This window comes from Neorhizobium alkalisoli, from assembly GCF_002968635.1.
In the GTDB taxonomy this organism is placed as follows: Bacteria; Pseudomonadota; Alphaproteobacteria; order Rhizobiales; family Rhizobiaceae; genus Neorhizobium; species Neorhizobium alkalisoli.
The window spans coordinates 353,241-378,390 of the sequence record NZ_PVBN01000002.1 but is presented as its reverse complement, the minus strand read 5'-3'; the positions used below and the strand labels follow the sequence as shown (position 1 = coordinate 378,390).

Sequence of the window (25,150 nt, the reverse complement as noted above, 5' to 3'; positions counted from 1 at the left end):
AGAGGGGAAACAAAAAGGGCGGATTCTCATCCGCCCTTCGGTATCGCTGAATGTGAAATTCAGACCTGCTTTGCGCGTTCGCCGTCCTCGATGGCCGCTTCGCCGGCGGCTTCGGCCTGGTTGGCCTTGCGCCGGGTGCGCCAGTCGCCGAGGAAGAGCAGGATCGGCGCCGCGATGAAGACCGACGAGGAAGCCGCGATCACGATACCGAACACCATCGGGATTGCGAAGCTTTCCACCGCGCTGCCGCCCCAGATCGCCATCGGCAGCATCGCCAGGAAGGCGGTGACGGAGGTGTAGAGGCTTCGAGCCAGCGTTTCGTTGATCGACAGGTCGATCAGTTCGCGCAGCGGCATCTTCTTGTAGAGACGCATGTTTTCACGCATCCGGTCGTAGACCACGACCTTGTCGTTCACCGAATAGCCGACGAGTGTCAGCAGCGCCGCGATGGCCGTCAGGTTGAAGTCGAGGCCGGTCAGCGCGAAGAAGCCGATCGTTTTCGTGACGTCGAGCACAAGGGTTGCGATTGCGCCCACTGCGAAGGGCCATTCGAACCGCGCCCAGATATAGACGAGCATCGCGAGCGACGCGAGCACGACTGCCAGGATGCCTGCCGTTGCAAGCTCGCCGCTGACCTTCGGGCCAACGACTTCGGTACGTTCCACCTTCGAGGTCGAGTCGATCTTGACCACTTCGGCCTTCAGTTTTTCGACGGCCTCGGTCTGTGCCTGTTCACCGCCCGGTTGCCGCTCGACGCGGACCAGCACCCGGTTTTTGGCACCGAATTCCTGCAGCGCGACTTCGCCGAGGCCAAGTTCGTCGAGGCCGGACCGGAAGGCTCCCAGATCCGTTTCGTTCTGGGTTATGACTTCGAGCTGGATGCCACCGCGGAAGTCGACGCCGTAGTTCAGGCCGGGCGTGACGAACAGAATGATCGAGGCCACGGACAATATCAGCGATACGCCGATGCCGACGAACCGACCCTTCATGAAGTTGATATGCGTTCCGTCCGGGATCAGGTTGATCGGCAGGAGCGGCTTGATCTCGATTTTCTTGAGCTTCTGACGCGCTGCAATGAAGACCATCACGACACGGACGATGGAAACCGCCGTGAACATCGAGATCGCGATGCCGAGACCCATGGTAACGGCGAAGCCGCGGACGGGACCCGACCCGAACCAGAAGAGCAGCACCGTAGCGATCAGGGCCGTGACGTTACTGTCGACGATGGTCGAGTAGGCGCGCTTGAAGCCCGCGTCGATTGCTCCGAAGGCGCTGCGACCCTTCCTCGTTTCCTCCTTGATGCGTTCGTTGATGAGAACGTTCGCGTCGACCGCCAGGCCGATGCCGAGCACGATACCGGCGATACCGGGTAGCGTCAGTGTGGAGCCGATTAGCGTCAGGCCGGCAAAGGTCAGGATGACGTTGATGAACAGCGCCACGTTGGCGAGAATGCCCCAGGGGCCATAAAGGAAGAACATGAAACCGACGACGAGGCCGAAACCGATGATGCCGGTGAAGATACCCATCTCGATGGCATCGGAACCGAGGTCGGCACCCACGGTGCGTTCCTCGATGACTGTCAGCTTGGCGGGCAGGGCGCCGGCGCGCAGCAAGGCCGAAAGCGTATTGGCTTCCTCGACCGAGAAACCGCCCGAGATCTGACCCGAGCCGCCGGTGATCGGCGTGCGGATGACGGGCGCGCTCAGCACCTTGTTGTCGAGCACGATCGCGAAGGGACGGCCGACATTCTGCTGGGTGATCTGGGCGAAGCGGTTGGCGCCGGCCGAATCGAAGCGGAAGTTGACGACCGGCTCGTTGGTCTGCTGGTCAAAGGCGGCGCGGGCATCCGTCAGACGGTCGCCGGACAGTTCGACGCGATCGAGAACCGGATACTGGTTGCCGCCGTCGTCCGAGAGCATCGTAACGCCCGGCTCACCCTGCTGGCCGAGCAGGTGGAAGCTCATCTTGGCGGTGGAGCCGAGGAGCTGGCGCAGGCGGGACGGATCCTGTTCGCCCGGAAGCTGGACGAGAACACGGTCGGAGCCGACGCGCTGGATGGTCGGTTCGGCAACACCCACCTGGTCGACACGCTGGCGGATGATTTCAAGGCTCTGATCAACCGCGGCGGTGATGTGCGAGTTGATGCCCGCTTCCGTCTGGGCAATCGAGATCGTGTTGTCGGACGGCGTTGTGATTGCAAGATCGCTGCCGCCGACGGCCGTTCCCAGACCGACAGGGTTTGCGAGCGTCTGCAGCTCTGTGACGGCCGCGTCTCGCTGTGCCGGGTCGCGAAGTGCGACGGTGATCGTTTCGCCAGAACGGCGGATCGCCGAGGTGTTGATGTTCTTGTCGCGCAGTACGCGGCGGGCATCCTGGAGGAGGCTCTGGACGCGCTCGTTGATCAGGTCCGCGCGGTCCACTTCCAGCACCAGATGCGAGCCACCGCGCAGATCGAGGCCGAGGGAAACCCGATTGTGGGGCAGCCATGACGGAAGACGGTCGAGGGTGGACTGCGGGATGACGTTCGGCAGCGCCACCAGAACGCCGATAATGATGATGAGAGCATAGCTCGCCACCAGCCAGGGGGAATTTCTCATGTTTCTGATCCTGCTAAGCCCTGTCGCTTCCTGGGCGGAGGGCAAGAATGCTCATATTGTCGAGACGCCGGAGGCGTTATTCTCAGACGGCGCGAGGCGGCGCTCGCGGCAGCGATCCCGGCCAGAACCGGAGGCGCCGGGTTTCGGCGATGGCATTCGGCGCCTGGGCCGCGGAATAAAGCGGGAAGGCGATTGCGGTGAAACGAGGCACGAGCGCGCCGTCCGCATTCGCCGAATGAGGGCCGGCTCCGTCCTTGCGATCCGTTGCTGCGAGCGCCCTGAGCGGCTCGCGCTTGGAAAGATTCGGGGCATCGGTGCTTTTGCCGGCGGACTGGATGCCGCGCGAGATCTGCACGTCCTTTACGACGCCCGACAGCAGGCCGAAAAGCGCGGCAATCAGCAGCGCCGCGGCAATCGCTGGCCAGCGCGACGGCAGGTTAAGCTCGTCGCGTTCGCCTCTGATCCGCTTGTCCTGCGGAAAAAGCGCCATCCGTCTCAGCTCCGGAGCGTTTACAAAATCCCGAAGTGCCTGCTTCGGAACGGAAAGCAGCCTTCTAAAGGAGAGCCTTCAGGTGGTCAATCTCAGTGTCGGGGAGCGTAGATCGAGATTGCGGCTTCATTACCGACGCCGAAGCATTCGGCCCACAAGGCGTCGAAGAAGTTGAAGCGGGGCTCACCAACTCTTGCGAGAAGGGGGTCCGCGAGCCCCTAACCGGCATCATGCCGGCTGAAAGCGCACCTACCTTTGCTTTCGGAGCATGTTCAATGGGACCTGAAACGAAAGTCGGAAGCTTGGTGACGAAACGCTGACTTCCCTGTCCGAAAACAGCACATCATCTCATCTGGTTTGATCCGCATTGCGCAGGTGGATTACCCTACATGAGCGGTGTCACGGGCCCGCGCAACCCAGGCGGCACCTTCGCGCGCATGATGAAAGCCGTTTGACAGCGGCGCGGCGGGATAAAGCCTCCGGAGTTTTTCGGCGGCCTCGTCTGCCCCGATGGCCCCATCGAGCGCGTCCCGATAGAGGGTCGCCACGGCCACCATGTCGCAGTCCTGAGGCGACAAGCGGATTGCTGAAACCCCGCACGCGGCAAGCTCGACGAGTTCTCCGAGAAGGGCCTGACAGGTATGGGAAATCGTCTGCACGCCGTTCAAAGCCAGGAACGACTGGCGGTCGAGCGTTCTCACCGGCAGGCCGTCCGGATCCTCACCGCATACGAACTGGCAATTGTCCTTGATTTTTCCTTTCGATCGCGCGTGGGCGCAGCGTGCGGAGATCGCCAGCGGCATACGTCCGAATGCGAAGACCTCGAAATCGACTCCCGGGGTCGCGGAAACGACCCGCTTGACGGAGGAGAAGGGGAGCTCCGGCGGCAGACAGATGCGGCAAGCACCGCGCCCGGCCAGCAGCCGGGCGGTGGCGGAATTGTAGACGTTGACCAATGGCCCGATGCTATGGGCCTTGCCGTTCAAAAGACCGAGCGCCGAGAGGTCGTTCGCCTCGACCATGTGCTGGCTATCGTGTGCAAGCTCGCGGACCAGCCTGCTTTCCCGCTCCAGCGTAACGAGAGCCAGCGTCGAAAGGAGCACCGTCTTGCCGGCGTCCTCCAGCCGTTCGATGACCTCGGCAATGTGCGGCTCGATAAAATGCTGCCGTTTGGAACAGACCGTCTCACCGATCACAACCCGATCGAAGGGGGATTCGTCGGCGATGCGGAAGTGGAGATCGCGCCATTTTGCGCTATCCCAAAGATAGTAGACGGGACCCATGGTCAGCGAGGGGCGGGCAATGTCCATGGTCCTTATCTCCAACGCTTTTCGTAGGCACCGGATGTCGTCTTCTGCCCCTCGCTCAACCCGCGGAGATGGGCAAGCAGGGCCGGGCGATCATCAGGCTTGGCCGATAACGCCTTCTTCAGCGTCGAAACGACCTCCGCCACATAGGCTTTGCCGCGCTGGCGGCCCTCGATTTTCAGTGCGCTGACACCGGCTGCGGTCAGGGCATCGATCTCGCCCATGACATCGAGCGATACCGGGTCCTCGAAGGCGTAGCCGGGCTCGTCGGCGATATCGAAGCGGCCCTTGCAGAGTGTCGGATAACCGGCGGCCTCTCCGGCGGCGAAGCGGTTTATGGTGTAGGCGCCAAGCTCGGAAACGAGCTCATCTGCTTCCTTGCGGTAACGGACATGGCTGGCCGGCGAGCAGACGCCGTTCATATTCGGCGACTTCCCGGTCGCATAGGAAGACAACGAACAGCGCCCTTCGGCCATGACGCAAAGTCCGCCGAAGACGAAGACTTCGATTTCGCAGCGGATCTTCGGCGCAATGCGAGCTATGTCGGCGATGGTCAGCGTCCGAGGCAGGACCACGCGCTTGGCGTTGAAGGCGTCGACCAGAAAGTTGATCGCATCGACGTTGGAGGCGGACGCCTGCACCGAGACATGCAGCCGCTGGTCGGGATAGTGCTCCGCGACATGGGCCATCAAGCCGAAATCGGCAAGGATCAGCGCATCGGCGCCGAGCGCCACCGCGTCGGCGGCGGCCCGGTACCAGATCTCTTCATCGCCTGCGCGCATGAAAGTGTTGAGGGCGACGAAGGTCTGGGTGCCGTTCCGGCCGGCATAGACAATTGCTTCACGTAACTCGTCCCTCGTGAAGTTCAGGCCCGGAAAGTTGCGGGCGTTCGTCTCGTCGCGGAAGCCGCAATAAACGGCATCGGCGCCGGCGTCGACAGCCTCGCGAAAAGCTGCGGGTGTTCCGGCGGGGCAAATCAGTTCCATCGGCCAACCTCCCCGGTCAGTGCGCGCTGCCGAATGCTCTCGGCGACGCGGCTGACGATCGGCGCAAGCGGGCCGGCCAGAGCGGACAGGTCGCGCGGTAGATCGATATCGCAGTCGTCGAGGGCGTTGCGCATTGCCAGCATGGCCTCCATGTCGCCGCTGACGGTGAGGTCGCGCGAGAAGAAAAGGGCGTCCGCATCGCAGCGGCCTTCGAGCAGCGCGAGCAGCATGACGATTGGGCCTTCGACGCAGGCATCCGCGTCTGGCGGTGCTGGTGTCCTTCGCGCCACACAGATGGAAGGCTGCGCGGGTGAAACAACGAAAACAAGCGGGATGTCGGTCGGCATGAAGGCGAAGCGCTTTCCCACATGCTCCCCGAGGCGGACGAACAGATGGGGATGTTCCTTCATCACCCGCCGAAACAGGATGGACGTGGCCCGCTCGATCGCCGCGACTGGAATGACATTAAGAGGGGCGGCGAGTGTCGCGGGAAATCTCATCTGGGCGGGTCCTGCTGGAATCGGCCGGAGGCTATCGGCTGTCGTCACGGCGATGTTTGACGGGGCGCAAACAGCAGGGGCTTTTCCCAAGCGCACGGCAGTTCGATTACGCTAGCACAAGACCTCACGCCCCTCGGCTTCGGCAACAAGCAGTGCTTCGATGATCAGCTTTTCCGAATGCACATGCCGTCTGAGGGCCTCCTGAAAACCCTGGAGCAGATGGTGGGCCGAACTGATGGAAGCGCCGCTGCTGGTCGCAAGCTCCTTCAAGGTCTTCGAGACTTCCCGACCGGCAAGCAGATCGCAGCGGTGCTCCGCCTTCAGCCGTTCGATCATGCGCTGCGCAAAGTTTGATCCGGCATTGCTGCTGAAGTCGGGAAACAGCACTTCCTCTTCCAGCACATGCGTCATCTCAATCAACGCGCCAATGTCCTCCGATGCAGCGAGGCAGGTCACGCGGTCGATTTCGCCGGGCAACGAGGAGGCTATTTCCTCGAGCGCCAGGCACAGCTCCAGAAGCGCCTCGTGATTGCGCTCCAGCACGGCAAGGTTCTGGGCGCTCAGCTTCGCCTTGATTGTCATATTCCTTCCCTTCAACCCGTGAGGTGGCGGAGTGTGTCCAGACGGGGATTTTTCCCGAGAGCATTCCGCAAGGAAGGATAATGCCCGAACAGGGTCGGCCTATCTTTGCGCGGAAGCAAGCAAGGCGGAACCGTGGGCGCCGTTGGAAATCCCGGATCAGGGACGGCGCGGTTTGGGGGAATTCTTTACGAAGGTCATCTCTTCGTGATCCACCTTGCCTTGGGCGCTCAGGATGGCGCGCCATCTGCGGTTTCCAAGCCGCACGCTCAGCCTGTGGGTTCCGGCATCCTCTCCTTCGCCCCGTTCCACGCTGCTCGTGATGTGTCCTTGTCTGAGGCTTTTTCGGAACTCCTCGCTCGACAGTCCGAAACGCTGGGCAAGCTCAGGGGTTTCCAGGACAAAATCACCATTTTCGTCGCGTTCGATATGCATGATTCGTCCTACGGGCGAGCTAAAGGAGAAGGTCGGTTACTGTGGATCGCCGCTCTGTTTCAGTGATCTCGCCTTCCCACGTCCGAGCGATGGTTCCGATGGACAGAGCCAGAAGGTCGATCGCCCGACAAGCCAGTTGATCGACCATATCGTCGATCGTCTGCGGTTTGTGGTAGAAAGCAGGCACTGGCGGCATGACGATCGCTCCCATTTCAGTGACTGTGCACATATTGCGCAGGTGGCCGAGATGCAACGGCGTTTCCCTGGCAAGCAGCACGAGCCTTCTCCGTTCCTTGAGTTGCACGTCGGCCGCCCGGACGATGAGCGTGTCGGCATGGCCGGTCGCCACGGCCGATAGCGTGCGCATGGAACACGGTGCCACGATCATTCCATGAACAGGGAAGGAGCCGCTTGCGATCGCAGCCCCGATGTCGCTCGCCGGGTAGATCCTTTGGGCGAGGGAGCGGACGTAGGCAAGTGCCTGCGGACCGATCTCGTGCTGCAGCGTCCGCCTTCCGGCATCGGAGACCACGAGGTGAGTTTCGATATCCGGCAGTTCAGCCAGTCGCTCGACAATCCGAACAGCGATCGCGGCACCCGAGGCGCCCGATATTCCAACGATCACTCGCTCAGGCTTCATGACGATCTTCCTCAGGACGAAGCCGAATGCCGCGGCGATGGTCCCGAAAGCGGCCGCCGAATATGGATTCCGCACATGGTCCAGATATCTTCCGCATTACTCGCTCCTGTTCCGGTAGCCTTGACTATGGCGAGCGGACCATGAGGTGATTGGGCAACTCTTTCGTTGACGCAACGCAATCAGCTTATGAGAGGTGGCCGATGAGAAAACGCGGACTTGCGTTTCAGGAGAGGCGCAGCGCCTTGGGTCCGATGCCGAGGCCGATCTGAAGGCTCTCCGCGATGCGGTGCGCACGCTCCCGGAAGAATTCCATGGCGTCTCCGCGGCATGTCTGTTCCAGGGTGTCTTCGAAGAGATGAAGCCAACGCTGGAAGTGTTCCGCCGTCAAGGCAAGTCCCTGATGGGCTTTGTGGGGATTGCCGGAGTACACGCCATTTTTGAAAGCCAAGGCGGACCAGAACAATGTCAGACGCTGAAGGTGAGCGTCCCAGTCACGCCCTATCCGGCCTTCGAAGATCGGACCGAGCAACGGATCGGTCCTAACCCTGCCGTAGAAGAGGTGGACGACAGTCCGCACAAGCTCCTCGTCGATCGTATCCCGCCGGACATCATTCATTTGCAATCATCCGCTTCCAAACGCCAGGCATCAAGTCGCCCGCAAAAGTCCGGATGTCGAGATGACGAATGCGCGCACCGGTTCTCAAGGACCAGAATCCCCGAGTTGCGGCAGGTGTCGACATGAATTTGACGCTGAAACGAGCGATGCTTGCCGCTGACTCCCCCATCCCCTATATGGCGTCACGCAGATAGGCCCGGATTTCGCGACAATTGCCGAGCATATTACCTGACCGTGGCCCCCGATGGGGCGCATCTTAGGAGATTTTGATGGCGCAGAATGCCGTCGTGCTCATCGTGGATGATGAGCCGCTGATCCGATTCACAACGCTCGATGTGCTGGAAGAAGTCGGCCATGTGGTCCTCGAGGCCGGGAATGCCGATGAGGCAATGGTGCTTTTCCGAAACCGGTCCGATATCGATATCGTGTTCACCGACGTCAATATGGCGGGTTCAATGGACGGGCTCCAGCTTGCCCGACGTATCCGCGCCGTGCGCCCCAATGTGGGCATTATCATCACCTCCGGCGTCGTCAATCTTGATCCTATGCTGTTGCCCGCCAATACGGTGTTCCTGCCGAAGCCCTACCAGCACGACAGGCTGTTGTCCTCGATTCATGAGCTGATGCGCTAAGAGGAGGGCGCCTCACCCAAGCTTCAAAGGGTGCCCGGCGGAACCAGATAGCCCTGTTTGCGGTTGTGTTGCCGGTCCATCCGAGGAGATCTCGATATGCTGACGAGGCTAGCAACGATAGTAGCGATAACCCTTGCATTCGCCGAACCTGCGTTTTCCCAGGTGCCTGCGACGGATGCGACGAGCCCGCAATCCGGCACGGCGACAGCGCCGGCCGGCACTGTGGGAACCTCCCCGGTAACGCCGCTACCGGGGGTCACCGACCCGACGACCACCAATAGCACAACCGGCACCATCGATCATGCGTCAATCTCTATTAAGTTGGTAGAGATAAGGCCGCTGCCGAAGCTCGGGCAAACCGGGTGTCGGCGGCTTTGTGAGACTGCCCCCTTTCGCCCAATTGCAACGGACGAGGAGTGTGCTTGATGACCTATGATGTCGCTATCGTCGGTTCCGGTTTCTCCGCAATCGCTCTCACCATCAATCTCCTTAGGGTTCTGCCACGCTCCGCTTCGATAGCCGTCGTCGGGGACGATCCGGGTTTCGGGCGTGGGACGGCCTATCGCACCGAATTCTATCTGCATCGCCTGAACGTGCCCGCCGCACGAATGAGCGTATTTCCGGACCGGCCGGACGATTTCGTCGAGTGGCTGCGGCGGAGGGGCAAGGCGGTTTTCGCCGAGGATTTCGCCACACGCGGCGACTACGGCCTCTATCTGCGAGATACGCTGGCGACCCTCCTGCGGCCACGGCAACGCCGGGCCCATGTGGATTTCGTCAAGGCGAAGGCGACGGCCTGCGTTCAATGCGAGAGCGATCGCCTCGTTTTCTGTCTCGACAACCACGACGAATTGAAAGCCCGAAATGTGGTTTTGGCTTTGGGTGTCGGCAGCGCCGATCTGCCGGTGTCGAAGGATTGCGTCGCGGAAAGCGTCCGGCCTCGCATCATCGACAATCCATGGCGGCTCAGCTGGCTTTCGCGGGTGGGAAGAACGGACGAGATCTGTATTCTCGGCTCCGGGCTGACCATGATCGATCAGGTGCTGTCACTACGAGCCCGTGGGCATCGCGGTAAAATTCATGTGCTGTCGCGTCGCGGACTGGTGCCGCACCCGCATCCTCCGCGGCGCGCCACTCCGGTCACTCCGGCACTGCCGGCCAGCCGGGAGATCAGTCAGCTATTGCACGCTTTGCGTAAGCAGATACAAAGCAGCGGCGCCGACTGGCGCGGCGTCGTCGACGGGCTGAGACCGCAAAGCCAGGCCCTATGGCAGTCTTTGAGCCGGGAGCAGCGCTCGCGTTTTCTCCGTCATGCGCTTGCCTGGTGGAATATTCACCGTCACCGCATCGCACCGGAAGTTTTCACCCGCTTCGACGCATTGATCAAGGACGGGACGGTAACCGTACATGCCGGATTCATCCGGTCTATCGACGATGAGGGCGCTGTCGCGAACATTGGCTATCGCCGGCGCGGCACCCAGGGCTTCGCCTCCATTCGCGCCGACTGGATCGTCAATTGCACGGGCATGGAACGGGCCGGCATCGGGCATTCGCCCTTGCTGCGCGAAATGCGAGAGAGGGAGATGCTTGTCATGGACGACCTCGGCCTCGGTATTTCCGTCGATCCGCATTCCCGGGTTTTGGATGCAGACGGCAAGGCCCAGCCCGGCCTGTTTGCCGCTGGCGCCCTTACGGCGGGCCAGTTCTGGGAAATAACGGCCGTACCGGATATTCGAGTTCAGGCAAATCTGCTTGCGGAGGCGATCGCCGCGCAGGTCGCGCAAACGGCTCCGCCGTCTGCTCGCATTGCCTGATCGGGTTTCGTTGGCATGAATTTCTTCTTACAGGGTGTCTTCGGTGTTTCCTTTCCTTCCGTCCGCAAAAACGGGCGGTAGTCTGTAGCAAATTGTTTTGCGAAAGGATTTCCCATGGCTCTGAAGGTTGTCGGTCTCGCCGGTAGCTACAACCGGCCTTCCAAGACTTTCGTGCTGGTCGAGCATATCGCCAGGATCGCCGCTCACCGCTACGGCTTCGAGCCGTTGATTTATGATATGGCCGATGTGGGGCCTTCCCTCGGGCAGGCGCAGCACCAACGCGACCTCGACGAGGCCGCGACGGCCGTCCTGGATGATGTGGTTGGAGCGGATCTGCTGATCGTGGGGTCGCCGACCTACAAAGGAAGCTATTCAGGTCTTTTCAAGCATTTCATAGACCTCATCGACCCCGAGCAGCTCCGCGCCAAGCTCGTCCTGATTACCGCGACAGGCGGCGGTGACCGGCATGCCTTGATGGTCGAGCACCAGCTGCGGCCGCTCTTCGGTTTCTTTATGGCCCATACCTTGCCGACGGCCGTGTATGCTTCCGACAAGGATTTCGCCGATTACCGGATCGTCTCGGACCCGCTGCGGCAGAGAATCGGTTTCGCCGTCGACGAGCTCGCCGCTTTCTTGCCCGCACGGAAGTTTGCCGCGACCGGCTGAACTTTACTTTCGTCCGCGTTGCCGTATCTATGCCCGCGCCGTCCAAGCGAATTTAGGGAGAACGGGCATGGCCATCGAGGAGGATATCGCCAGGATCACCGAGCAGGAGAAGACCCTTGTCTTCGATCGCTTCGACCTCGGCACAGCGTGGGATCTCGGATCCTTGCTCCGTCATATGGCAATCGAAAGAAACCTCGGTGTCGCGATCGACGTGCGGCTGCATTCCATGCCTGCCTTCTATGCGGCTCTTGCCGGCTCCACACCGGATAACGAAAGCTGGGTGCGGCGCAAGCGCAACGTTGTTCTGCGGTTTTTTCAATCGAGCTACATGATCGGTCGAAAGCTTGCGCAGCGGGATGAAACGCTCGAATCGAAATATGGCCTGTCGGCGGTCGACTATGCGCCGCACGGGGGCAGTTTTCCGATTGCAGTCACCGGCGTCGGCTGTATCGGAGCCGTAACGGTATCGGGCCTGCCGCAGCGGGAAGATCACAATCTGGTCGTGGAGGCGCTAGGGCGCCTGCTCGGCAAGGACGTCTCGACTTTCCGGCTCGATTGAGGAACCCCCGATGGCCAAAGCCGATATCAAGACCTCTGACGAGGTGTTCTCCTTCTGGTTCAAGGAGCTTAGCCGCAAAGACTGGTTCGAGAAGAACGAGGCGTTGGACGAGGCGATGCGGAGGCATTTTGCGCCGACGCATCTATCGCTTGCCCGCGGTGAACTGGATACTTGGCGTGCATCTCCTCAAAATCGCCTGGCAGCCGTCATCGTGCTCGACCAGTTCCCGCGCAATCTCTACCGTGGCACGCCGCTGGCGTTTGCGACCGATTGGCAGGCGTTGAGGGAAGCCAAGCTCGCGATCGAGGCCGGTGCGGATATGGCCGTCCCGCCGGAGCAGCGTGTTTTCTTCTACCTGCCGTTCGAACATTCGGAAAATCTGGCCGAGCAGGATCGGTCGGTGGAGCTTTTTGCTCTGCTGGGGGATGCCGAATATCTCGATTATGCAGAGCGTCACCGTGTGGTGATTCGGCAATTTGGGCGGTTTCCGCACCGAAATGCGCTTCTGGGGCGGGAATCCACCGCCGCCGAGCTCGAATACCTTTCGAGACCCGGCGCCGGTTTCTGACATCAGGCGCTAACGGCGTACCATGCGACCGACGGCAATCAGGATGCAGGCTCCGATGAAACCTGCAATGAGATAACCGATCCAGCCGCCGAGCACGACGCCGAAGACGCTGAGAATGGCATTGGCGATGATGGCGCCAACGATGCCGAGAAGAATGTTCATGAGGATGCCCATATTGCTCTTCATGAACTGTTCGGCGAGCCACCCGGCAACGCCGCCGATAATGATTGCCGCAATCCAGCCGATCCCTGCATCACTTTCCATAAGCCTACCCTCCATTGGTTGTGGCGGAAGGTAACGCGGAGAAATGTTCCCGAGTTCCCTCCGTTTGTTCCAATTCTTGAGGGAGCGGCGCAAGCTTCCTTTTCTTCGCCTTGAAGTGCCTCTATTTTCGCCCGCGAATCCGATCGAAAAAGACAAAGAGCAGAGCCTTGGCACGACCCTTCAAGACCGGCCGTTCAACTTCTTCGCGCGCGGCCCGCGCAATTTTCGCAGCCTTTCTCATCGTGGCAGGTGCCGCTTTTGTCGGCTTGCCGGCCGATGCGGCGGCCCAGGCTCAGCAGCAAGCGCAGCCGCGACCCGAGGCCGACGTGACCGTTGATTCGATCAACGAGGACATGAAGGGCAAGCTCGATGCCATTCGCGGACAGCTCAACAATTTCCGCACGCGCATAGAGGACGAAGCCCATGACGATGCCCGCTTGGCGGAACTCAGGGTTCAGGCCGAAGAGATCGTCAAGGAAATGCGCGCCGCCTCCGACGCGATGAAGACGCGCGTCGAACAGATCCAGGGGCGGCTCTCCAGCCTCGGCGAGCCGCCGGCCTCCGGCCAGCCCGCTGAAGCGCCAGCGGTTGCCGAAGAACGAGCCCGTCTCCTCAACGAGCGTTCGCAGCTGAACATTATCGTCGACGACGCCGGCAGCCTTTCCAACAGCGCCACCCAGCTCGCCAATACGATCACCAATCTGCGCCGCACCCTTTTCACCCAAACCCTGTTCCGCCACACGGAACTCTCCCCGGAGCTTTTCGCCGACGCTGGAAACGCCTTTGTCGCGGAGGTTCGCAATTTCGGATCCACATTCGGAAGCTGGATCGGTTTTGTCTGGAAGTTCAAGAAGCTGCAGCTCCTTGGAGCGATTGTCTTGTCGCTTGCCGCAGGCCTGCTCTTTCTTCGCGGCGGCTACAGGCTTTTCGGTCGTTTCATCCGTCGCGAGATTCATGAGACCCCATCCTATATCCGGCGTCTCTCCGTCGCCTTCTGGTCGACCGTCATCCAGACGATGTCGCTTGCGGCCTTCCTTGCCGCTTCCTTTGTTTTCCTGGACGGGTTCAATGTCCTGAGGGCGGATATCTCGCCGATCGTCGCGACCTTCTTCGGCTTCGTCTGGTTCGTTTATTTCGTTTGGAAGCTGACCTACGGCGTCATGGCCCCCGGCGAACCCGAATGGCGGCTGGTGCGCATCACCAACCGTGGCGCGCGTCTTTTGACATGGGCGGTTCTCGTGATGGCGATCGTCAACGGGCTGGATTACCTGCTCGGCGCGATCAGCGAGGCGTTGAGTTCGCCGCTCGTGCTGACGATCGTGAAAAGCCTGCTGGCTTCCCTCATCGTCGGCCTCATTCTGATTGCCATCTCCTTCGTCAAGCCGCGGCTTGTCGAAGGCGAGGATCCAGACGGGCAGGGCCACGCGTGGCCGCGCTTTTTTCCCCTGCTGCTGAGGGTAATGGGAGGCCTGCTCATTCTCGCGGTGCTGACCGGTTATGTCGGTCTCGCCCGCTTTGCCTCGACCCAGATCGTTCTCACCGGCGCCGTGGTCGTGCTCATCTATGTCGGTCTCTTGTCGGGCAAGGCCATTTCCAAGCAGGGCTCGTTTACCGAGACGGCAGCGGGTAGAAGACTTGCCGATCGGTTGGACTTCAACGAGGTGGCGCTCGACCAGGCCGGGCTTGTGGCGGGTCTCGGCATCTATGCCTTCGCGTTGCTGTTCGGCATTCCGCTGATCCTGCTGACCTGGGGCTTCCAGATCGCCGATATCGAAGCCTGGATCTACGGCTTCTTCACCGAGATCCGCATCGGCAACATCTCCATCTCGATCATCGGCATCCTGGGCGGCATCCTTCTCTTCGGCGTCGGCTACGTTGTCACCCGCTGGGTGCAGAAATGGATCGACGGGAATGTGCTGGCGCGAAGCCAGGTCGATCTCGGCGTGCGCAATTCGGTCAAGACCGGCATCGGCTATCTCGGTATCGGCCTCGCGGTCATCGTTGGCGTATCGGCTGCGGGCATCAATCTCTCGAGTTTCGCCCTGGTCGCCTCCGCGCTTTCGGTCGGTATCGGTTTCGGCCTGCAAAATATCGTTTCCAACTTCGTTTCAGGCCTGATCCTGCTGGTGGAGCGTCCCTTCAAGGTTGGCGATCACGTAATAACGGGAGCGACGGAAGGCATCGTCAAGCGCATCTCGGTACGCGCGACCGAGATCGAGACGTTCCGCAAGCAGGCCATCATCGTGCCGAACTCCGACCTGATCAATTCGCCCGTGGGCAACTGGACCCATCGCAACAAGATCGGCCGCTCGGAAGTGCCGATCTCGGTGAGCTACGACACCGAACCGCAAAAGGTGATGGATATTCTGCTGGAGCTGGTCGATCAGATTCCCGAGGTTCTGCGCAATCCCGAGCCGCACGTGGAATTTCTGAGCTTTGGTCCGTCGTCGCTGAACTTCGAGCTGCGCTTCCACCTCGCCGACATGGGGGAGGGACTTCGCATTCGGAACAATCTCAGGATCGCGATCCTGAAGCGGTTCCGAGACGAAGGGATCGCTATTCCATTCCCGCAACAGGAGATCGTCTTTCATCGCGGCAAGCCGATTCTGCCGGACGAGGCCGATGATAGGGGAGGCGTCTGATCGCCTCCTGCCCTCAGATGACGGAATGTCGTATCGCCGTCGCGAGCTGGATGCGGCCATGTCGTAATCAGGCGTTTGGCCGCTCGGCTGGAATTGCATAGTCCCAGCAGATTGACAGACGGTCACACGAGGCCAAAGAGGGGTTCATTCCATGAAGACACATGCACGGGCGGTGGTGATCGGCGGCGGCGTGGTCGGCGTTTCCACGCTCTACCATCTGGCGAAAAAGGGCTGGGGCGATTCCGTCCTCATCGAGCGCAAGGAACTGACCTCGGGGTCGACCTGGCATGCCGCAGGCCTTCTACCGCTTTTCAACCTGTCCTATTCGGTTGGCCAGCTCCATAAGTACTCGGTGCGCTTCTATCAGGAGCTTCAGAACGAAACTGGCATGAATGTCGGTTTTTCGAATGTCAGCAACATTCGTCTTGCCCGGACCAAGGATCGCTGGGAAGAATTTATGTATTATGCCGGCATCGCCGAGACCATCGGCGTCAAGGTGAATATCCTGACGCCGGAGCAGGTGAAGGAAATCTGGCCGCTCTGCGAAACCGATGGAATTCTCGGAGCCATCCAGCATCCCGACGACGGTTATATCCAACCGGCCGATCTCACACAGGCCCTTGCCAAGGGTGCGCGCGACCGCGGCGCGACCATCTATCGGAACACGACGGTCACGGCGATTTCGCAGCAGCCCGACGGCTTGTGGAAGGTGACGACCGACAAGGGCGAGATCACGGCCGAACATCTCATTTCATGCACCGGCAATTTCGCCCGCAAGACCGGGGAGATGGTCGGCCTCAACGTTCCGGTGATCCCGGTCGAACATCAATACATCGTCACGGAGCCGCATCCGGCGATCCAGGAACGCAAGGCCAAGGGCTTGCCCGAAATGGGCGTCCTGCGCGAATCCGACTCCTCGTGGTACATGCGCGAGGAAAACGGCGGGCTGCTGCTCGGTCCGTACGAGGTCGGCGCCCCCGTCTGTTACGTCGACGGTCCCTCGGACGAGAGCGAATACGAACTCTTCCAGGAAGATCTCGACCGGTTGATGCCCTATATCGAAACCGCGATCGCCCGCGTACCCGCCTTTGGAGACGTCGGCATCAAGAAGGTTTATAACGGCGCGATCGCCTACACGCCGGATGGTTCCCCGATCGTCGGACCGGCTCCGGGGCTCAAGAACTTCTGGCTCAACGAAGGGCACTCCTTCGGCATCACCGCGGCGGGCGGTGCCGGCTGGCAGCTGGCGGAGTGGATCGTCGATGGCGAGCCGACCGTGGATATGATGGGCGTCGATCCGCGCCGCTTCGGGCCTTACGCTACGGAAGGCTATCTCATCGAGAAGAACGAAGAAGCCTATGCCAATGTTTTCACGATGCATTATCCGGATGAGGAGCGGTCGGCGGCTCGCCCCTTGAAGACGACGCCCGTTTATGACCGGCTGAAGAACCTCGGTGCGGTCTTCGGCTCCGTCTACGGCTGGGAGCGCGCTAACTGGTTTGCGCCTGACGGTTACGAAGTGCCGGAGAGTGAGCTCGGCGTTGGTGCCGACGTTATCACCGCCCATAATCACGCGCCCGCGCTGGAAGACGGCCGGATTGTCGAAAAGTGGTCGTTCCGCCGTTCGAACTACTTCGAGCATGTCGGCAACGAGGTGAAGAACGTCCACGAGAATGTCGGCGTGCTGGATATGTCGGCCTTTGCGAAGATGGAGGCCTCCGGCCCCGGCGCACGCGCGTGGCTCGAATCGATTTTTGCCAACGCCATACCGAAGAAGCAGGGGCGGATCGCACTTTGCCACCTGCTGACCAAGAGCGGCGGGGTCCGTTCCGAGTTCACCGTCTACGAATGGGCACCGGGCCGTTTCTACCTCGTTTCGGCCGGTGCCTATGAGGCTCATGACCACGATTATCTGCGTAAGCTTGCCCCGACGGACGGCTCCGTCCGCCTGCAGCAGATCACCCAGAAGATCGGCGTGCTGGTGCTCGCCGGTCCGAAATCCCGCGCTGTCCTGAAGAAACTCACCCGGACGAGCCTGGAGAACAAGGATTTCCCCTGGCTTTCCGGCAAGGAGATTGCCATCGGTGTAGCTTCCGCTCATGCCCTCCGCGTCAACTTCGTCGGCGAACTCGGGTGGGAACTGCACCATCCGATCGAGATGCAGAACTACATTTTCGACAAGCTGATGGAGGCCGGCGCCGAGTTCGGTATCAAACCTTTCGGCATTCGCGCCATGCTCGCCATGTCGGTCGAGAAGTCCTACCGGCTCATTCCGCGCGAGATGTCGATCGAGTACAACGCCTACGAATCCGGCCTCGACCGCTTCATCAAGGCGGACAAGGAGTTTCTCGGCAAGGAGGGGCTGCTTTCCTACAAGGAAAAAGGGCTCAGGTGGAACTTCTGCACCTTGGCGGTGGAGGGCGCCAACGATGTGGATACGCGCGGTTCCGAGGCGATCTACAACGAGGCGGGTGAGTTGATCGGCCGCGCCACCAACGGCGCCTATGGTTGGCGAATCGGCAAATCGCTGGCCCTTGCCATGGTAAAGCCCGGCTATGCCGAGACCGGAACCAAGCTCAAGATCAAGATCTTGGGCACGCTGTATAATGCAAGCGTCATCCCGGAAAGTCCGTTCGACGCCGATAACGCCGCGCTTCGTGCCTAAGGTTGCTCGAAAACAGATATCTTGACGATGACGGGCGGTCCTTGGACCGCCCGTTCCATTTTGACGTTGCTCCATTTTTCGGGATTAACGGTTCTGCAAACCGTTGACAGTAAGAGTGTTCCAAGAGGGGACAGTACTTACTGATAAGGGGCTTTATGACATTCCTCGGCATTTCCGGGATGCAGTATTCCGGCCAGTCACTGGCAAACTCCCGCATCTTCCTTGCGGAGGATTCGAATGTTTTCACATCGATGATCGGGACGCGCCTCAAGGAGCTGTTCGGCATCGAGGTGGAGATTTGCCGCAACTTCGAAGAACTGCAGCTTGCCTATGATCAGTCCAGTGAACCGGTGACTTTGGCGATCTCGAATATCAATTTGCCGGGCGCAGAGCACGGGGAGGCGCTGGAATATCTGATCGACCTCTCGATCCCGACGATCGTCTTTACCGGAACATTCCATGAAGACACCCGGGACAAACTGCTGTCCAAGGACATCGTCGATTATATCCTCAAGGACAATGTTTTCGCGGTGGAGATGCTGGCGGAGTCGGTCTGCCGCTTCCTTACCAACCACCGCCACCATGTGCTGATCGTCGATGACAGCCCGACAGCGCGAGCCCTGCTTTCCAGCCGCCTGAAGCGCTACAATTTTCGGGTCAGTCTCGCAGAAAGCGGCGCCAAAGCACTGGAAATTCTCAAGAAGAACCCGGATATCGGCCTCCTAGTGACGGACTACAACATGCCCGATATCGACGGTTTCGAACTTACCCGTCGCATACGTTCGGTGCGCGGGTCGCACGAACTGCGAATCATCGGCGTTTCGTCCTCCTCGAACCGGCTGTTGTCCGCACGCTTCTTGAAGGCGGGCGGCAATGATTTCATGCTGCGCCCCTTCATCGACGAGGAGTTCTACTGCCGCGTCAACCAGAACCTGGACACGCTGGTTCAGATACGCTCGATGCAGGCAAAGCTGAAGGAGACGGCGGCCGTCAAGAGCGTCGCCTGATTCCAGGGACTGTCAGAGCCCATGGTCCGCGCCGGCGCCTCCGAATAGGAGGCCCGGCGTCGTGGTGAACGGGCAGCAGCGTGCCGGACTGAGCCGTTTTTCGGGTTCAGGCCGCAACGCCGGCGCGGGACGAATTCATGTTGAGCTTGCGCTCGGCCCGTTCCTGCTGCGGCGAGCGATTGTAGACCTCGCGGTAGCATTTCGAGAAATGCGACGCCGAAACGAAGCCGCAGGCGACCGCCACCTCGACGACCGGCATGGATGACTGCACGAGCAGGTGCCGGGCCCGGTCTAGCCGGATTTCCAGGTAGTAGCGTGCTGGCGAGCGCCCCATCTCCTGGCGGAACAGCCGCTCGATCTGCCGTCGGGACAATCCGGCGTCCTCCGCGATTTCCACGAGCGACAGCGGTTCGGAGAGATTGTTCTCCATCAGTTCGATGATCGACAGCACTTTGGCGTTCTGGACGCCCAGTCGAGCCCGCAAGGGCAGGCGCTGGCGGTCGTGCGGATTGCGCACCCGATCGGTCAATTGCTGTTCGCAGACCCGGTTGACGAGATTTTCGCCGAAATCCTGGCCGATCAGGTTCAGCATCATGTCCAGCGATGCCGTGCCTCCCGCGCAGGTATAGAGGTTGGAATCGACTTCGTAGAGGTCGGCATAAACTTCCGCCTGCGGAAAGGCTTCGGCAAAGCCGGGCAGGTTTTCCCAGTGGATGGCGCAGCGCTTGCCGTTCAGCAGCCCGGCCTGAGCGAGCACATGGGCGCCGGTGCAGAGGCTGCCGACCGCAATCCCGCGATTGTAGGTTTCCCGCAGCCAGGCGTTTACCGATTTATTCTGGAATTCTTCGACATAGACGCCCGAACAGACGATCACCATGTTCGGCCGGTTTTCACCGGAAAGATAGCGCCGTTCATCGGCAAGCGACGAGTTGACCTCGAGTTCGATGCCACTCGAGGATTGCACCTTGGCGCCGTCGGCGGAACAGAGGCGCCAGGTATAGGCAGGGTAACCGAGCATGCGGTTGGCAATTCTGAGTGTCTCGACCGCCGCCGCGAAAGGCAGCATGGTGAAGTTCGGCACCAGAAAGAAGACGAGAGAACGCTTCTTCGCCGGGTGTTTGCTCGATATGTCCATGCGATCATTCCCCTTGCCGTGGCCGTACATTGCGGCCTGCCATTAATTCAAAAGCGACATTGGCATGGAAAAAAGGAGGGGAGAAGGGCTTTTGACGACAAGCGAATAAAATTTTTGCGACATTGACCTGTCGCAGCCTTGCGGGGGATCTAAAAATGGGCGGTCATGGAACGAGAGATATCACATGGCCCGCATCTTTAGACATGCAGGCCATGTGTCGGGGAGTTATCTACGCGGTGCGGCATTGGTCGTCGGCCATCCAATGTCTTTGCGGATTTCGGCTGGAAGGCCTTCCAGCATCTTTTCCGTCTGGCGGCGCTGCCACTCGTCCCGAAGCCTCAGGGTGAGACGCAGGGCCGGGCGAATGAACGAGGCGAACGATGACGGCCGAAACCGGGAGTGATCGCTCTCCTGATAGGTGATCATAGTCATGACAGTTCTCCTTGGGTCATTATGGGCGGTGCTGGACTGGGAGAATGAGCGCCGCCGATCCATCAATCAATCGGATGCATGTGATGCGTTCTATGAAATTCCGTTTGGAATTGACGCTTACTTCCGATGCTTTGGACTATGCTCCGGGTTTGACATTCAATCAAACGAAATGATATGGTGTTTAAGTTCAGATTTTTTGATGGAGCATCCCATGACCGTCCCGTTCCGTCCGCCGCTCCCGGTGCTCGACAACGATGTTTTGCGCACGTTCGTCGCGATCGCCGAGACGGGTAATTTCTCGACTGCCGCCGATGCGGTGCTGCGGACGCCGTCCGCTGTTTCGATGCAGATCAAGAAGCTGGAAGAGCAGTTGAAGACGACGCTCTTTCTGCGTGATGCGCGATCGGTGTCGCTGACCCAGCATGGCGAAATGCTGCTTTCCTATGCGCGGCGTATGCTGGCGCTTTCCAATGAAGCGGTTTCGCGCTTCGTCATGCCCGAACTCTCCGGTGTCGTACGGCTCGGGGCTCCCGACGATGTGGGTGAGCGGCTTCTGCCGAAAGTGCTCAAGGATTTCGGAGAAAGCTTCCCCGGCATCATGGTCGACGTCACCGTGGATCAGAGCATTCTTCTGCGCAAACGCATGGACGAGCAGCGGCTTGATCTTGCGCTCATCAACTGCGCGACGCGGCCTTTTCCGACCGGCGGTGAGGTGATCTATACCGAAAAGCTGGTCTGGGCCGGGGCAAAATGCGGTACCGCCTATCTGCGGGACCCGCTCCCGATCTCCGTTTGGGAGGATGGCTGCGTGTGGCGGCAGGACGCAATCACGCAGCTGGAGAGACACAAGCGGAGCTATCGGATCGCCTATGCGAGCGCCCATACCATGGCGCAGCGTGCAGCGGTGCTCTCCGACCTCGCCATCGCGCCTTTCCCACGGTCCTACGTCACGGACGATATGCAGGTGCTTGGCCCCAAGGAGGGGCTGCCGGAGCTGATCAGTTTCGACATACGGCTCCTGACTGCGCCACAGCTGTCGATCCCTGGCAAGGCCGTCGCGGAGAGCATCCGGGAGGCGTTTGGCGCTATGGTCGCTGCTGCGGCGTAGGGACTTGTCCGTCGCGACCGGCTCTGCTTCCTCACGAGCCGGTCGTCACTCCCGTCGTCGTCTGCGGCGGCCGCCACCTTCACCAGCGATGGCGTCCGCCGACAACTTCCGGTCCGGCAGAGTTACCACCGAACTCAACCGGGGGAAGGCATCCACCTTGTTCGGCAGCGCCATGGCGGCGACGAAATGGTCCTGGAACTTCGTTTCAAGAGCCGTCTCGATCTTTTCGATCTTTCCGACCGTTTCCTCGATCTCGCGCCGATAGCCCCGGTTCAGCAGGCACATGCGGGCTCCGGTGCCTGCCGCGTTGCCGACCGATTTCACTCTGGCGAGATCGCAGTCGGGAATGAGACCCAGCACCATTGCATATTTCGGGTCGATGAACGTGCCGAAGGCGCCGGCGAGACCGATGCGATCGACATGGTCGATGCCCTGCTTGTCCATCAGCAGCTTTACGCCGGCATAAAGGGCGGCCTTGGCGAGCTGGATGGCGCGCACGTCGTTCTGGGTGACGGTGATCCGGGGTTCCCCGTCATGCAGCAGATAGGAGAAGGTGCGGCGGTTCTGCAGAATACGCGGCGAGCGTGAACTCAGCGACCCGTCGACGACGCCGTCTTCTGAGATGATGCCGGCAAGAAACATTTCTGCGACCACCTCAATGATGCCGGAGCCGCAGATGCCGGTCACGCCGGACGTCGCCGCTGCTTCGGCAAAACCCGGTTCGTCGGACCATTGCTCGACGCCGATCACCCGGAAGCGCGGCTCGAGCGTCACCGGATCGATGCGGACGCGTTCGATCGCGCCGGGTGCCGCACGCTGGCCTGACGATATCTCGGCACCTTCGAAGGCGGGGCCGGTGGGAGACGAGGCGGCGACCACGCGCGAGGAATTACCGAGCACGATTTCGGCATTAGTACCGATATCGACCATCAGCATCATTTCGTCCTGCCGGTGCGGACCTTCCGACAGCGTCGCGGCGGCGGCATCGGCCCCCACATGACCCGCGATGCAGGGCAGCACATAGGTCCGCGTGCCCTTGTTCATCGGCAGGCCGATCTCGCTCGACTTCACTTGAACTGCGCCGGAAACGGCAAGCGCAAAGGGCGCCCCGCCAAGCTCGGTGGGATCGATACCGAGGAAAAGGTGGTGCATGATCGGGTTGCCGACGAACACGCAGTCGAGAATATCCTCGCGCGACACGCCACCTTCTGCGCATACCTTGTCGATCAGTCCGTTCAGTGCTTCGCGCACGGCGGCCGTCATCGCGTCTAGGCCGTCGGGGTTCATCATGATGTAGGAGACGCGGCTCATCAAATCCTCGCCGAAGCGGATCTGCGGATTGGACGTTCCGGCGGAGGCGACCGTCCGTCCTGACAGCAGCGAGGAAAGATGCATGGCGATGGTCGTGGAGCCGATATCACAGGCGATCCCGTAGGCCTCGTTCTTCAAGCCGGGATAGAGCGCGATGAGGCGAGGGCGGTCGTCGTCGCGGTCCTTGTGGATTGCCGCCGTCGCCTTCCACTCTCCCTTGCGCAGGATCGCCTGCACCTGGGGAATCAGGTGAAAATCGACATCGAGATCGTCGACATGCCACTCCGCGGAGAGTGCGGCCTTGAGGCGATCGAGATCGCCGAGCGGCTTTTCCATATCCGGCTCTTCGACTTCGACGTAACACATGCGGATTGCCGGATTGCGATCGAAGACGCGTTCGTCGGCGGCCTTGCGGACCACCTGCGCGTTGATGACCGTATCTTGGGGAACGTCGATGACGAGGTCGCCAAGAATCTGCGCGGAGCAGGAAAGCCGGCGCCCCTCCGGCAGGCTGCGCACGCGGTCGTAGCGTTCCTCCTTGGGGCCGATCGGAGAAAGGTGGTCGTCGGAGGATCTGATGCCATGCTTGGCGAAATGACCCTCCTGAACCGACACCTGGCAGCGCCCGCAGGTCGCCCGCCCGCCGCAGACGCTCTCCACATAAACGCCGAGCTGTCGCGCGGCATCGAGCACGGGCGTTCCCACCGGGAAACGGCCGCGCTTGCCGGACGGCATGAAGAGGACGAGGGGGTGGGTCGAGGTATCGTTCATTCTCTCGGCTCGCGCGTTTGAAGGCGCGTTCTACTCCATTCTGGCGGCGGCGCCAGCCCGGGCGGCGCGACCACCGCGCCGACCTCCAGCCGCCGATGCAGGGGCAGCGGTCGCTGCAGCTCCCGCCTCAGCCGGCTTGTAGTCCCGGTAGGTCATGATCCAGTTGCCGCAGTTCTGGTCGGTGCCGTTCAGAACGTTGGCGGCGCGGACGGCTTCCATTTCCTGCGGCCGGCAGGGGTTCATGATGGCGGACGTCATGCCGGCGCCGATCACCATCGGGATGAAGCCGGCGTTGATGCCGTGGCGATGCGGCAGGCCGAAGGAGATGTTGGAAAGCCCGCAGGTCGTGTTGACCTTCAGTTCCTCACGCAGGCGCCTGAGGAGCGCGAAGACCTGCAGTCCGGCCGAACCCAAAGCTCCGATCGGCATGACGAGCGGATCGACAACGATGTCATGTGCCTTGATGCCGTAATCCGCCGCGCGCTCGACGATCTTCTTGGCCACGGCAAACCGCACGTCCGGATCCATGGAGATGCCGGTCTCGTCGTTCGAGATCGCCACAACAGGCACGTCGTATTTCTTGCAGAGCGGCAGGATGGCTTCCAGCTTCTCTTCCTCGCCCGTGACGGAGTTGACGAGGGGCCGACCCTTCGCCACCTTCAGGGCCGCCTCGATTGCAGCGGTTACGGAACTGTCGATCGAGAGGGGGACGTCCACCAGACCCTGGACGATTTCCATCGTCCGGACGAGAAGCGGCGGTTCCGTCTCGTTCGGATTGACCGCCGTCACGCCGGCATTGACGTCGAGCATGGTGGCGCCGGCCGCGACTTGCTCCAGGGCGTCCTTGATGACCGTGTCGAAATTGCCCTCGATCATTTCTGCCGCCAGCTTCTTGCGGCCGGTCGGGTTGATGCGTTCGCCGATCACGCAGAAGGGCTGGTCGAAGCCGATCACGATTTCGCGGGTTGCGGACGCGACGATGGTACGTGTCATATGTTCCTCCAGGCGCATGGTTTCGGGCGCCGATTGATGTCAGTGCTTCAGTGTCAGGCCGCTTCGCGACCGCCGGCCTTCACCAGAGCGACAAGCCTGTCCTTGTCGTAAGCCGCCTCCAGGTCGGCGGCAGCCTTATCCGCTTCGGTTTCCAGGTCATCGGATACGGGAACGGCCTCCGCCTTGCGCCATTCGGCAAGGTAGTCGTCCGTCTCCGATGCCCCCGTCCGCATGGCGCACATGTCGATCGCTTCGGTGAAGCGCAGCGACAGTTCGCGTTTGGCGGTTTGTCTGCCCTTCTTGACGATCACCTGCGCCGGAATGTCCCGCCAGTAGACGACGATGCGGTCGGCCATGAATTCCTCCGTGTTGAAGGCCAGCATGCACGGGCGCGCCGGCCAAGACTGCGCTTGCCACGACGTCGCACAGA

Annotated in this window: 25 protein-coding genes; 9 read left to right on the top strand and 16 right to left on the bottom strand. The window is 60.9% G+C overall.

The features are described 5' to 3' along the window. Nucleotides 1-59: 59 nt before the first annotated feature. The 9 genes from secD to C5L13_RS06295 all read right to left on the bottom strand — a co-directional run bounded on the left by secD (nt 60) and on the right by C5L13_RS06295 (nt 8,153). Nucleotides 60-2,600, bottom strand: coding sequence for a protein translocase subunit SecD (secD, locus tag C5L13_RS06335; RefSeq protein WP_105382406.1), 2,541 nt, complete (start codon nt 2,598-2,600; stop codon nt 60-62). Between the two features lie 82 nt (nt 2,601-2,682). After that, nucleotides 2,683-3,090 (bottom strand): hypothetical protein, encoded by a 408-nt coding sequence (locus C5L13_RS06330; protein WP_105382405.1) that lies wholly within the window; start codon nt 3,088-3,090, stop codon nt 2,683-2,685. 380 nt (nt 3,091-3,470) lie between these two features. Then, on the bottom strand, nt 3,471-4,400 hold the full coding sequence (gene ubiV / locus C5L13_RS06325) for a ubiquinone anaerobic biosynthesis protein UbiV (RefSeq protein ID WP_105382404.1): 930 nt from the start codon (nt 4,398-4,400) through the stop codon (nt 3,471-3,473). A gap of 5 nt (nt 4,401-4,405) precedes the next feature. Next, nucleotides 4,406-5,383: a ubiquinone anaerobic biosynthesis protein UbiU gene (ubiU, locus tag C5L13_RS06320; RefSeq protein WP_105382403.1), complete on the bottom strand. Its 978-nt coding sequence runs from the start codon at nt 5,381-5,383 to the stop codon at nt 4,406-4,408. After that, nucleotides 5,374-5,883: a ubiquinone anaerobic biosynthesis accessory factor UbiT gene (gene ubiT / locus C5L13_RS06315; protein WP_105382641.1), complete on the bottom strand. Its 510-nt coding sequence runs from the start codon at nt 5,881-5,883 to the stop codon at nt 5,374-5,376. The genes ubiU and ubiT overlap by 10 nt, the downstream gene beginning before the upstream one ends. A 111-nt stretch (nt 5,884-5,994) precedes the next feature. Beyond that, nucleotides 5,995-6,465: a hemerythrin domain-containing protein gene (locus tag C5L13_RS06310; RefSeq protein WP_105382402.1), complete on the bottom strand. Its 471-nt coding sequence runs from the start codon at nt 6,463-6,465 to the stop codon at nt 5,995-5,997. A gap of 156 nt (nt 6,466-6,621) precedes the next feature. Continuing rightward, the gene (locus C5L13_RS06305; protein ID WP_105382401.1) at nt 6,622-6,897 is read right to left on the bottom strand and encodes a DUF6522 family protein; all 276 of its coding nucleotides are present in this window, start codon (nt 6,895-6,897) and stop codon (nt 6,622-6,624) included. A 19-nt stretch (nt 6,898-6,916) separates the two neighbouring features. Then, nucleotides 6,917-7,537, bottom strand: coding sequence for a UbiX family flavin prenyltransferase (locus tag C5L13_RS06300; protein WP_105382640.1), 621 nt, complete (start codon nt 7,535-7,537; stop codon nt 6,917-6,919). A 223-nt stretch (nt 7,538-7,760) separates the two neighbouring features. Beyond that, entirely contained in the window at nt 7,761-8,153 is a 393-nt protein-coding gene (locus tag C5L13_RS06295; RefSeq protein ID WP_105382400.1) for a group III truncated hemoglobin, read from the bottom strand. 269 nt (nt 8,154-8,422) lie between these two features. Between C5L13_RS06295 and C5L13_RS06290 the strand changes: the two genes are divergently transcribed. Beyond that, nucleotides 8,423-8,785: a response regulator gene (locus C5L13_RS06290; RefSeq protein WP_407070406.1), complete on the top strand. Its 363-nt coding sequence runs from the start codon at nt 8,423-8,425 to the stop codon at nt 8,783-8,785. Between the two features lie 23 nt (nt 8,786-8,808). Here the strand turns inward: C5L13_RS06290 and C5L13_RS28670 are convergent, their stop codons facing one another. Further along, nucleotides 8,809-9,081 (bottom strand): hypothetical protein, encoded by a 273-nt coding sequence (locus C5L13_RS28670; RefSeq protein WP_158693398.1) that lies wholly within the window; start codon nt 9,079-9,081, stop codon nt 8,809-8,811. A gap of 129 nt (nt 9,082-9,210) precedes the next feature. Here C5L13_RS28670 and C5L13_RS06280 point away from each other — a divergent pair, with 129 nt between their 5' ends. From C5L13_RS06280 to C5L13_RS06265, 4 genes are all read left to right on the top strand, one after another. After that, a complete protein-coding gene (locus tag C5L13_RS06280; protein WP_105382397.1) occupies nt 9,211-10,599 on the top strand; it encodes an FAD/NAD(P)-binding protein in 1,389 nt (462 codons plus the stop codon). 114 nt (nt 10,600-10,713) lie between these two features. Continuing rightward, on the top strand, nt 10,714-11,265 hold the full coding sequence (msuE, locus tag C5L13_RS06275; RefSeq protein WP_105382396.1) for an FMN reductase: 552 nt from the start codon (nt 10,714-10,716) through the stop codon (nt 11,263-11,265). Nucleotides 11,266-11,332: 67 nt separating this feature from the next. Beyond that, a complete protein-coding gene (locus C5L13_RS06270; RefSeq protein ID WP_105382395.1) occupies nt 11,333-11,824 on the top strand; it encodes a heme-degrading domain-containing protein in 492 nt (163 codons plus the stop codon). 10 nt (nt 11,825-11,834) lie between these two features. Continuing rightward, complete coding sequence (locus tag C5L13_RS06265) at nt 11,835-12,392, top strand: DUF924 family protein (RefSeq protein ID WP_105382394.1); 558 nt, start codon at nt 11,835-11,837, stop codon at nt 12,390-12,392. Between the two features lie 9 nt (nt 12,393-12,401). Here the strand turns inward: C5L13_RS06265 and C5L13_RS06260 are convergent, their stop codons facing one another. Next, entirely contained in the window at nt 12,402-12,656 is a 255-nt protein-coding gene (locus C5L13_RS06260) for a GlsB/YeaQ/YmgE family stress response membrane protein (protein ID WP_105382393.1), read from the bottom strand. Between the two features lie 167 nt (nt 12,657-12,823). On the opposite strand from C5L13_RS06260, the gene C5L13_RS06255 reads away from it, so the two are divergent. The 3 genes from C5L13_RS06255 to C5L13_RS06245 all read left to right on the top strand — a co-directional run bounded on the left by C5L13_RS06255 (nt 12,824) and on the right by C5L13_RS06245 (nt 18,970). Further along, nucleotides 12,824-15,298, top strand: a complete 2,475-nt coding sequence (locus tag C5L13_RS06255) for a mechanosensitive ion channel family protein (protein WP_245423263.1) — start codon at nt 12,824-12,826, stop codon at nt 15,296-15,298. Between the two features lie 151 nt (nt 15,299-15,449). Then, the gene (locus tag C5L13_RS06250; RefSeq protein WP_105382392.1) at nt 15,450-17,963 is read left to right on the top strand and encodes a GcvT family protein; all 2,514 of its coding nucleotides are present in this window, start codon (nt 15,450-15,452) and stop codon (nt 17,961-17,963) included. Between the two features lie 155 nt (nt 17,964-18,118). Then, nucleotides 18,119-18,970, top strand: coding sequence for a response regulator (locus C5L13_RS06245; protein WP_105382391.1), 852 nt, complete (start codon nt 18,119-18,121; stop codon nt 18,968-18,970). 106 nt (nt 18,971-19,076) lie between these two features. Here the strand turns inward: C5L13_RS06245 and C5L13_RS06240 are convergent, their stop codons facing one another. Then, on the bottom strand, nt 19,077-20,105 hold the full coding sequence (locus C5L13_RS06240) for a GlxA family transcriptional regulator (RefSeq protein WP_105382638.1): 1,029 nt from the start codon (nt 20,103-20,105) through the stop codon (nt 19,077-19,079). Nucleotides 20,106-20,330: 225 nt separating this feature from the next. After that, the gene (locus tag C5L13_RS06235; protein ID WP_105382390.1) at nt 20,331-20,537 is read right to left on the bottom strand and encodes a hypothetical protein; all 207 of its coding nucleotides are present in this window, start codon (nt 20,535-20,537) and stop codon (nt 20,331-20,333) included. Between the two features lie 211 nt (nt 20,538-20,748). Here C5L13_RS06235 and C5L13_RS06230 point away from each other — a divergent pair, with 211 nt between their 5' ends. After that, nucleotides 20,749-21,645 carry a LysR family transcriptional regulator gene (locus C5L13_RS06230; RefSeq protein ID WP_105382389.1) on the top strand — a complete coding sequence of 299 codons (897 nt, stop codon included), beginning with the start codon at nt 20,749-20,751 and terminating at the stop codon, nt 21,643-21,645. A 45-nt stretch (nt 21,646-21,690) separates the two neighbouring features. Here the strand turns inward: C5L13_RS06230 and C5L13_RS06225 are convergent, their stop codons facing one another. The 3 genes from C5L13_RS06225 to C5L13_RS06215 are packed head-to-tail and all read right to left on the bottom strand — an operon-like array spanning nt 21,691 to nt 25,076. Beyond that, complete coding sequence (locus C5L13_RS06225) at nt 21,691-23,727, bottom strand: ASKHA domain-containing protein (protein WP_105382388.1); 2,037 nt, start codon at nt 23,725-23,727, stop codon at nt 21,691-21,693. 30 nt (nt 23,728-23,757) lie between these two features. Continuing rightward, the gene (locus C5L13_RS06220; RefSeq protein WP_105373482.1) at nt 23,758-24,720 is read right to left on the bottom strand and encodes a methyltetrahydrofolate cobalamin methyltransferase; all 963 of its coding nucleotides are present in this window, start codon (nt 24,718-24,720) and stop codon (nt 23,758-23,760) included. A 53-nt stretch (nt 24,721-24,773) separates the two neighbouring features. Then, nucleotides 24,774-25,076, bottom strand: coding sequence for a virulence factor (locus C5L13_RS06215; RefSeq protein ID WP_105382637.1), 303 nt, complete (start codon nt 25,074-25,076; stop codon nt 24,774-24,776). Between the last annotated feature and the right edge of the window lie 74 nt (nt 25,077-25,150).

Coding starts and splice junctions, on each gene's coding strand:
- C5L13_RS06235 (WP_105382390.1), bottom strand. CDS start 20,537: ATGACTATGATCACCTATCAGGAGAGCGATCACTCCCGGTTTCGGCCG.
- C5L13_RS06265 (WP_105382394.1), top strand. CDS start 11,835: ATGGCCAAAGCCGATATCAAGACCTCTGACGAGGTGTTCTCCTTCTGG.
- msuE (WP_105382396.1), top strand. CDS start 10,714: ATGGCTCTGAAGGTTGTCGGTCTCGCCGGTAGCTACAACCGGCCTTCC.
- C5L13_RS06220 (WP_105373482.1), bottom strand. CDS start 24,720: ATGACACGTACCATCGTCGCGTCCGCAACCCGCGAAATCGTGATCGGC.
- C5L13_RS06300 (WP_105382640.1), bottom strand. CDS start 7,537: ATGAAGCCTGAGCGAGTGATCGTTGGAATATCGGGCGCCTCGGGTGCC.
- C5L13_RS06280 (WP_105382397.1), top strand. CDS start 9,211: ATGACCTATGATGTCGCTATCGTCGGTTCCGGTTTCTCCGCAATCGCT.
- C5L13_RS06225 (WP_105382388.1), bottom strand. CDS start 23,727: ATGAACGATACCTCGACCCACCCCCTCGTCCTCTTCATGCCGTCCGGC.
- ubiT (WP_105382641.1), bottom strand. CDS start 5,883: ATGAGATTTCCCGCGACACTCGCCGCCCCTCTTAATGTCATTCCAGTC.
- C5L13_RS06295 (WP_105382400.1), bottom strand. CDS start 8,153: ATGAATGATGTCCGGCGGGATACGATCGACGAGGAGCTTGTGCGGACT.
- ubiV (WP_105382404.1), bottom strand. CDS start 4,400: ATGGACATTGCCCGCCCCTCGCTGACCATGGGTCCCGTCTACTATCTT.
- ubiU (WP_105382403.1), bottom strand. CDS start 5,383: ATGGAACTGATTTGCCCCGCCGGAACACCCGCAGCTTTTCGCGAGGCT.
- C5L13_RS06215 (WP_105382637.1), bottom strand. CDS start 25,076: ATGGCCGACCGCATCGTCGTCTACTGGCGGGACATTCCGGCGCAGGTG.
- C5L13_RS06245 (WP_105382391.1), top strand. CDS start 18,119: ATGACATTCCTCGGCATTTCCGGGATGCAGTATTCCGGCCAGTCACTG.
- C5L13_RS06250 (WP_105382392.1), top strand. CDS start 15,450: ATGAAGACACATGCACGGGCGGTGGTGATCGGCGGCGGCGTGGTCGGC.
- C5L13_RS28670 (WP_158693398.1), bottom strand. CDS start 9,081: ATGGTGCCGGTTGTGCTATTGGTGGTCGTCGGGTCGGTGACCCCCGGT.
- C5L13_RS06310 (WP_105382402.1), bottom strand. CDS start 6,465: ATGACAATCAAGGCGAAGCTGAGCGCCCAGAACCTTGCCGTGCTGGAG.
- C5L13_RS06230 (WP_105382389.1), top strand. CDS start 20,749: ATGACCGTCCCGTTCCGTCCGCCGCTCCCGGTGCTCGACAACGATGTT.
- C5L13_RS06240 (WP_105382638.1), bottom strand. CDS start 20,105: ATGGACATATCGAGCAAACACCCGGCGAAGAAGCGTTCTCTCGTCTTC.
- C5L13_RS06270 (WP_105382395.1), top strand. CDS start 11,333: ATGGCCATCGAGGAGGATATCGCCAGGATCACCGAGCAGGAGAAGACC.
- C5L13_RS06305 (WP_105382401.1), bottom strand. CDS start 6,897: ATGCATATCGAACGCGACGAAAATGGTGATTTTGTCCTGGAAACCCCT.
- C5L13_RS06260 (WP_105382393.1), bottom strand. CDS start 12,656: ATGGAAAGTGATGCAGGGATCGGCTGGATTGCGGCAATCATTATCGGC.
- C5L13_RS06330 (WP_105382405.1), bottom strand. CDS start 3,090: ATGGCGCTTTTTCCGCAGGACAAGCGGATCAGAGGCGAACGCGACGAG.
- C5L13_RS06290 (WP_407070406.1), top strand. CDS start 8,423: ATGGCGCAGAATGCCGTCGTGCTCATCGTGGATGATGAGCCGCTGATC.
- secD (WP_105382406.1), bottom strand. CDS start 2,600: ATGAGAAATTCCCCCTGGCTGGTGGCGAGCTATGCTCTCATCATCATT.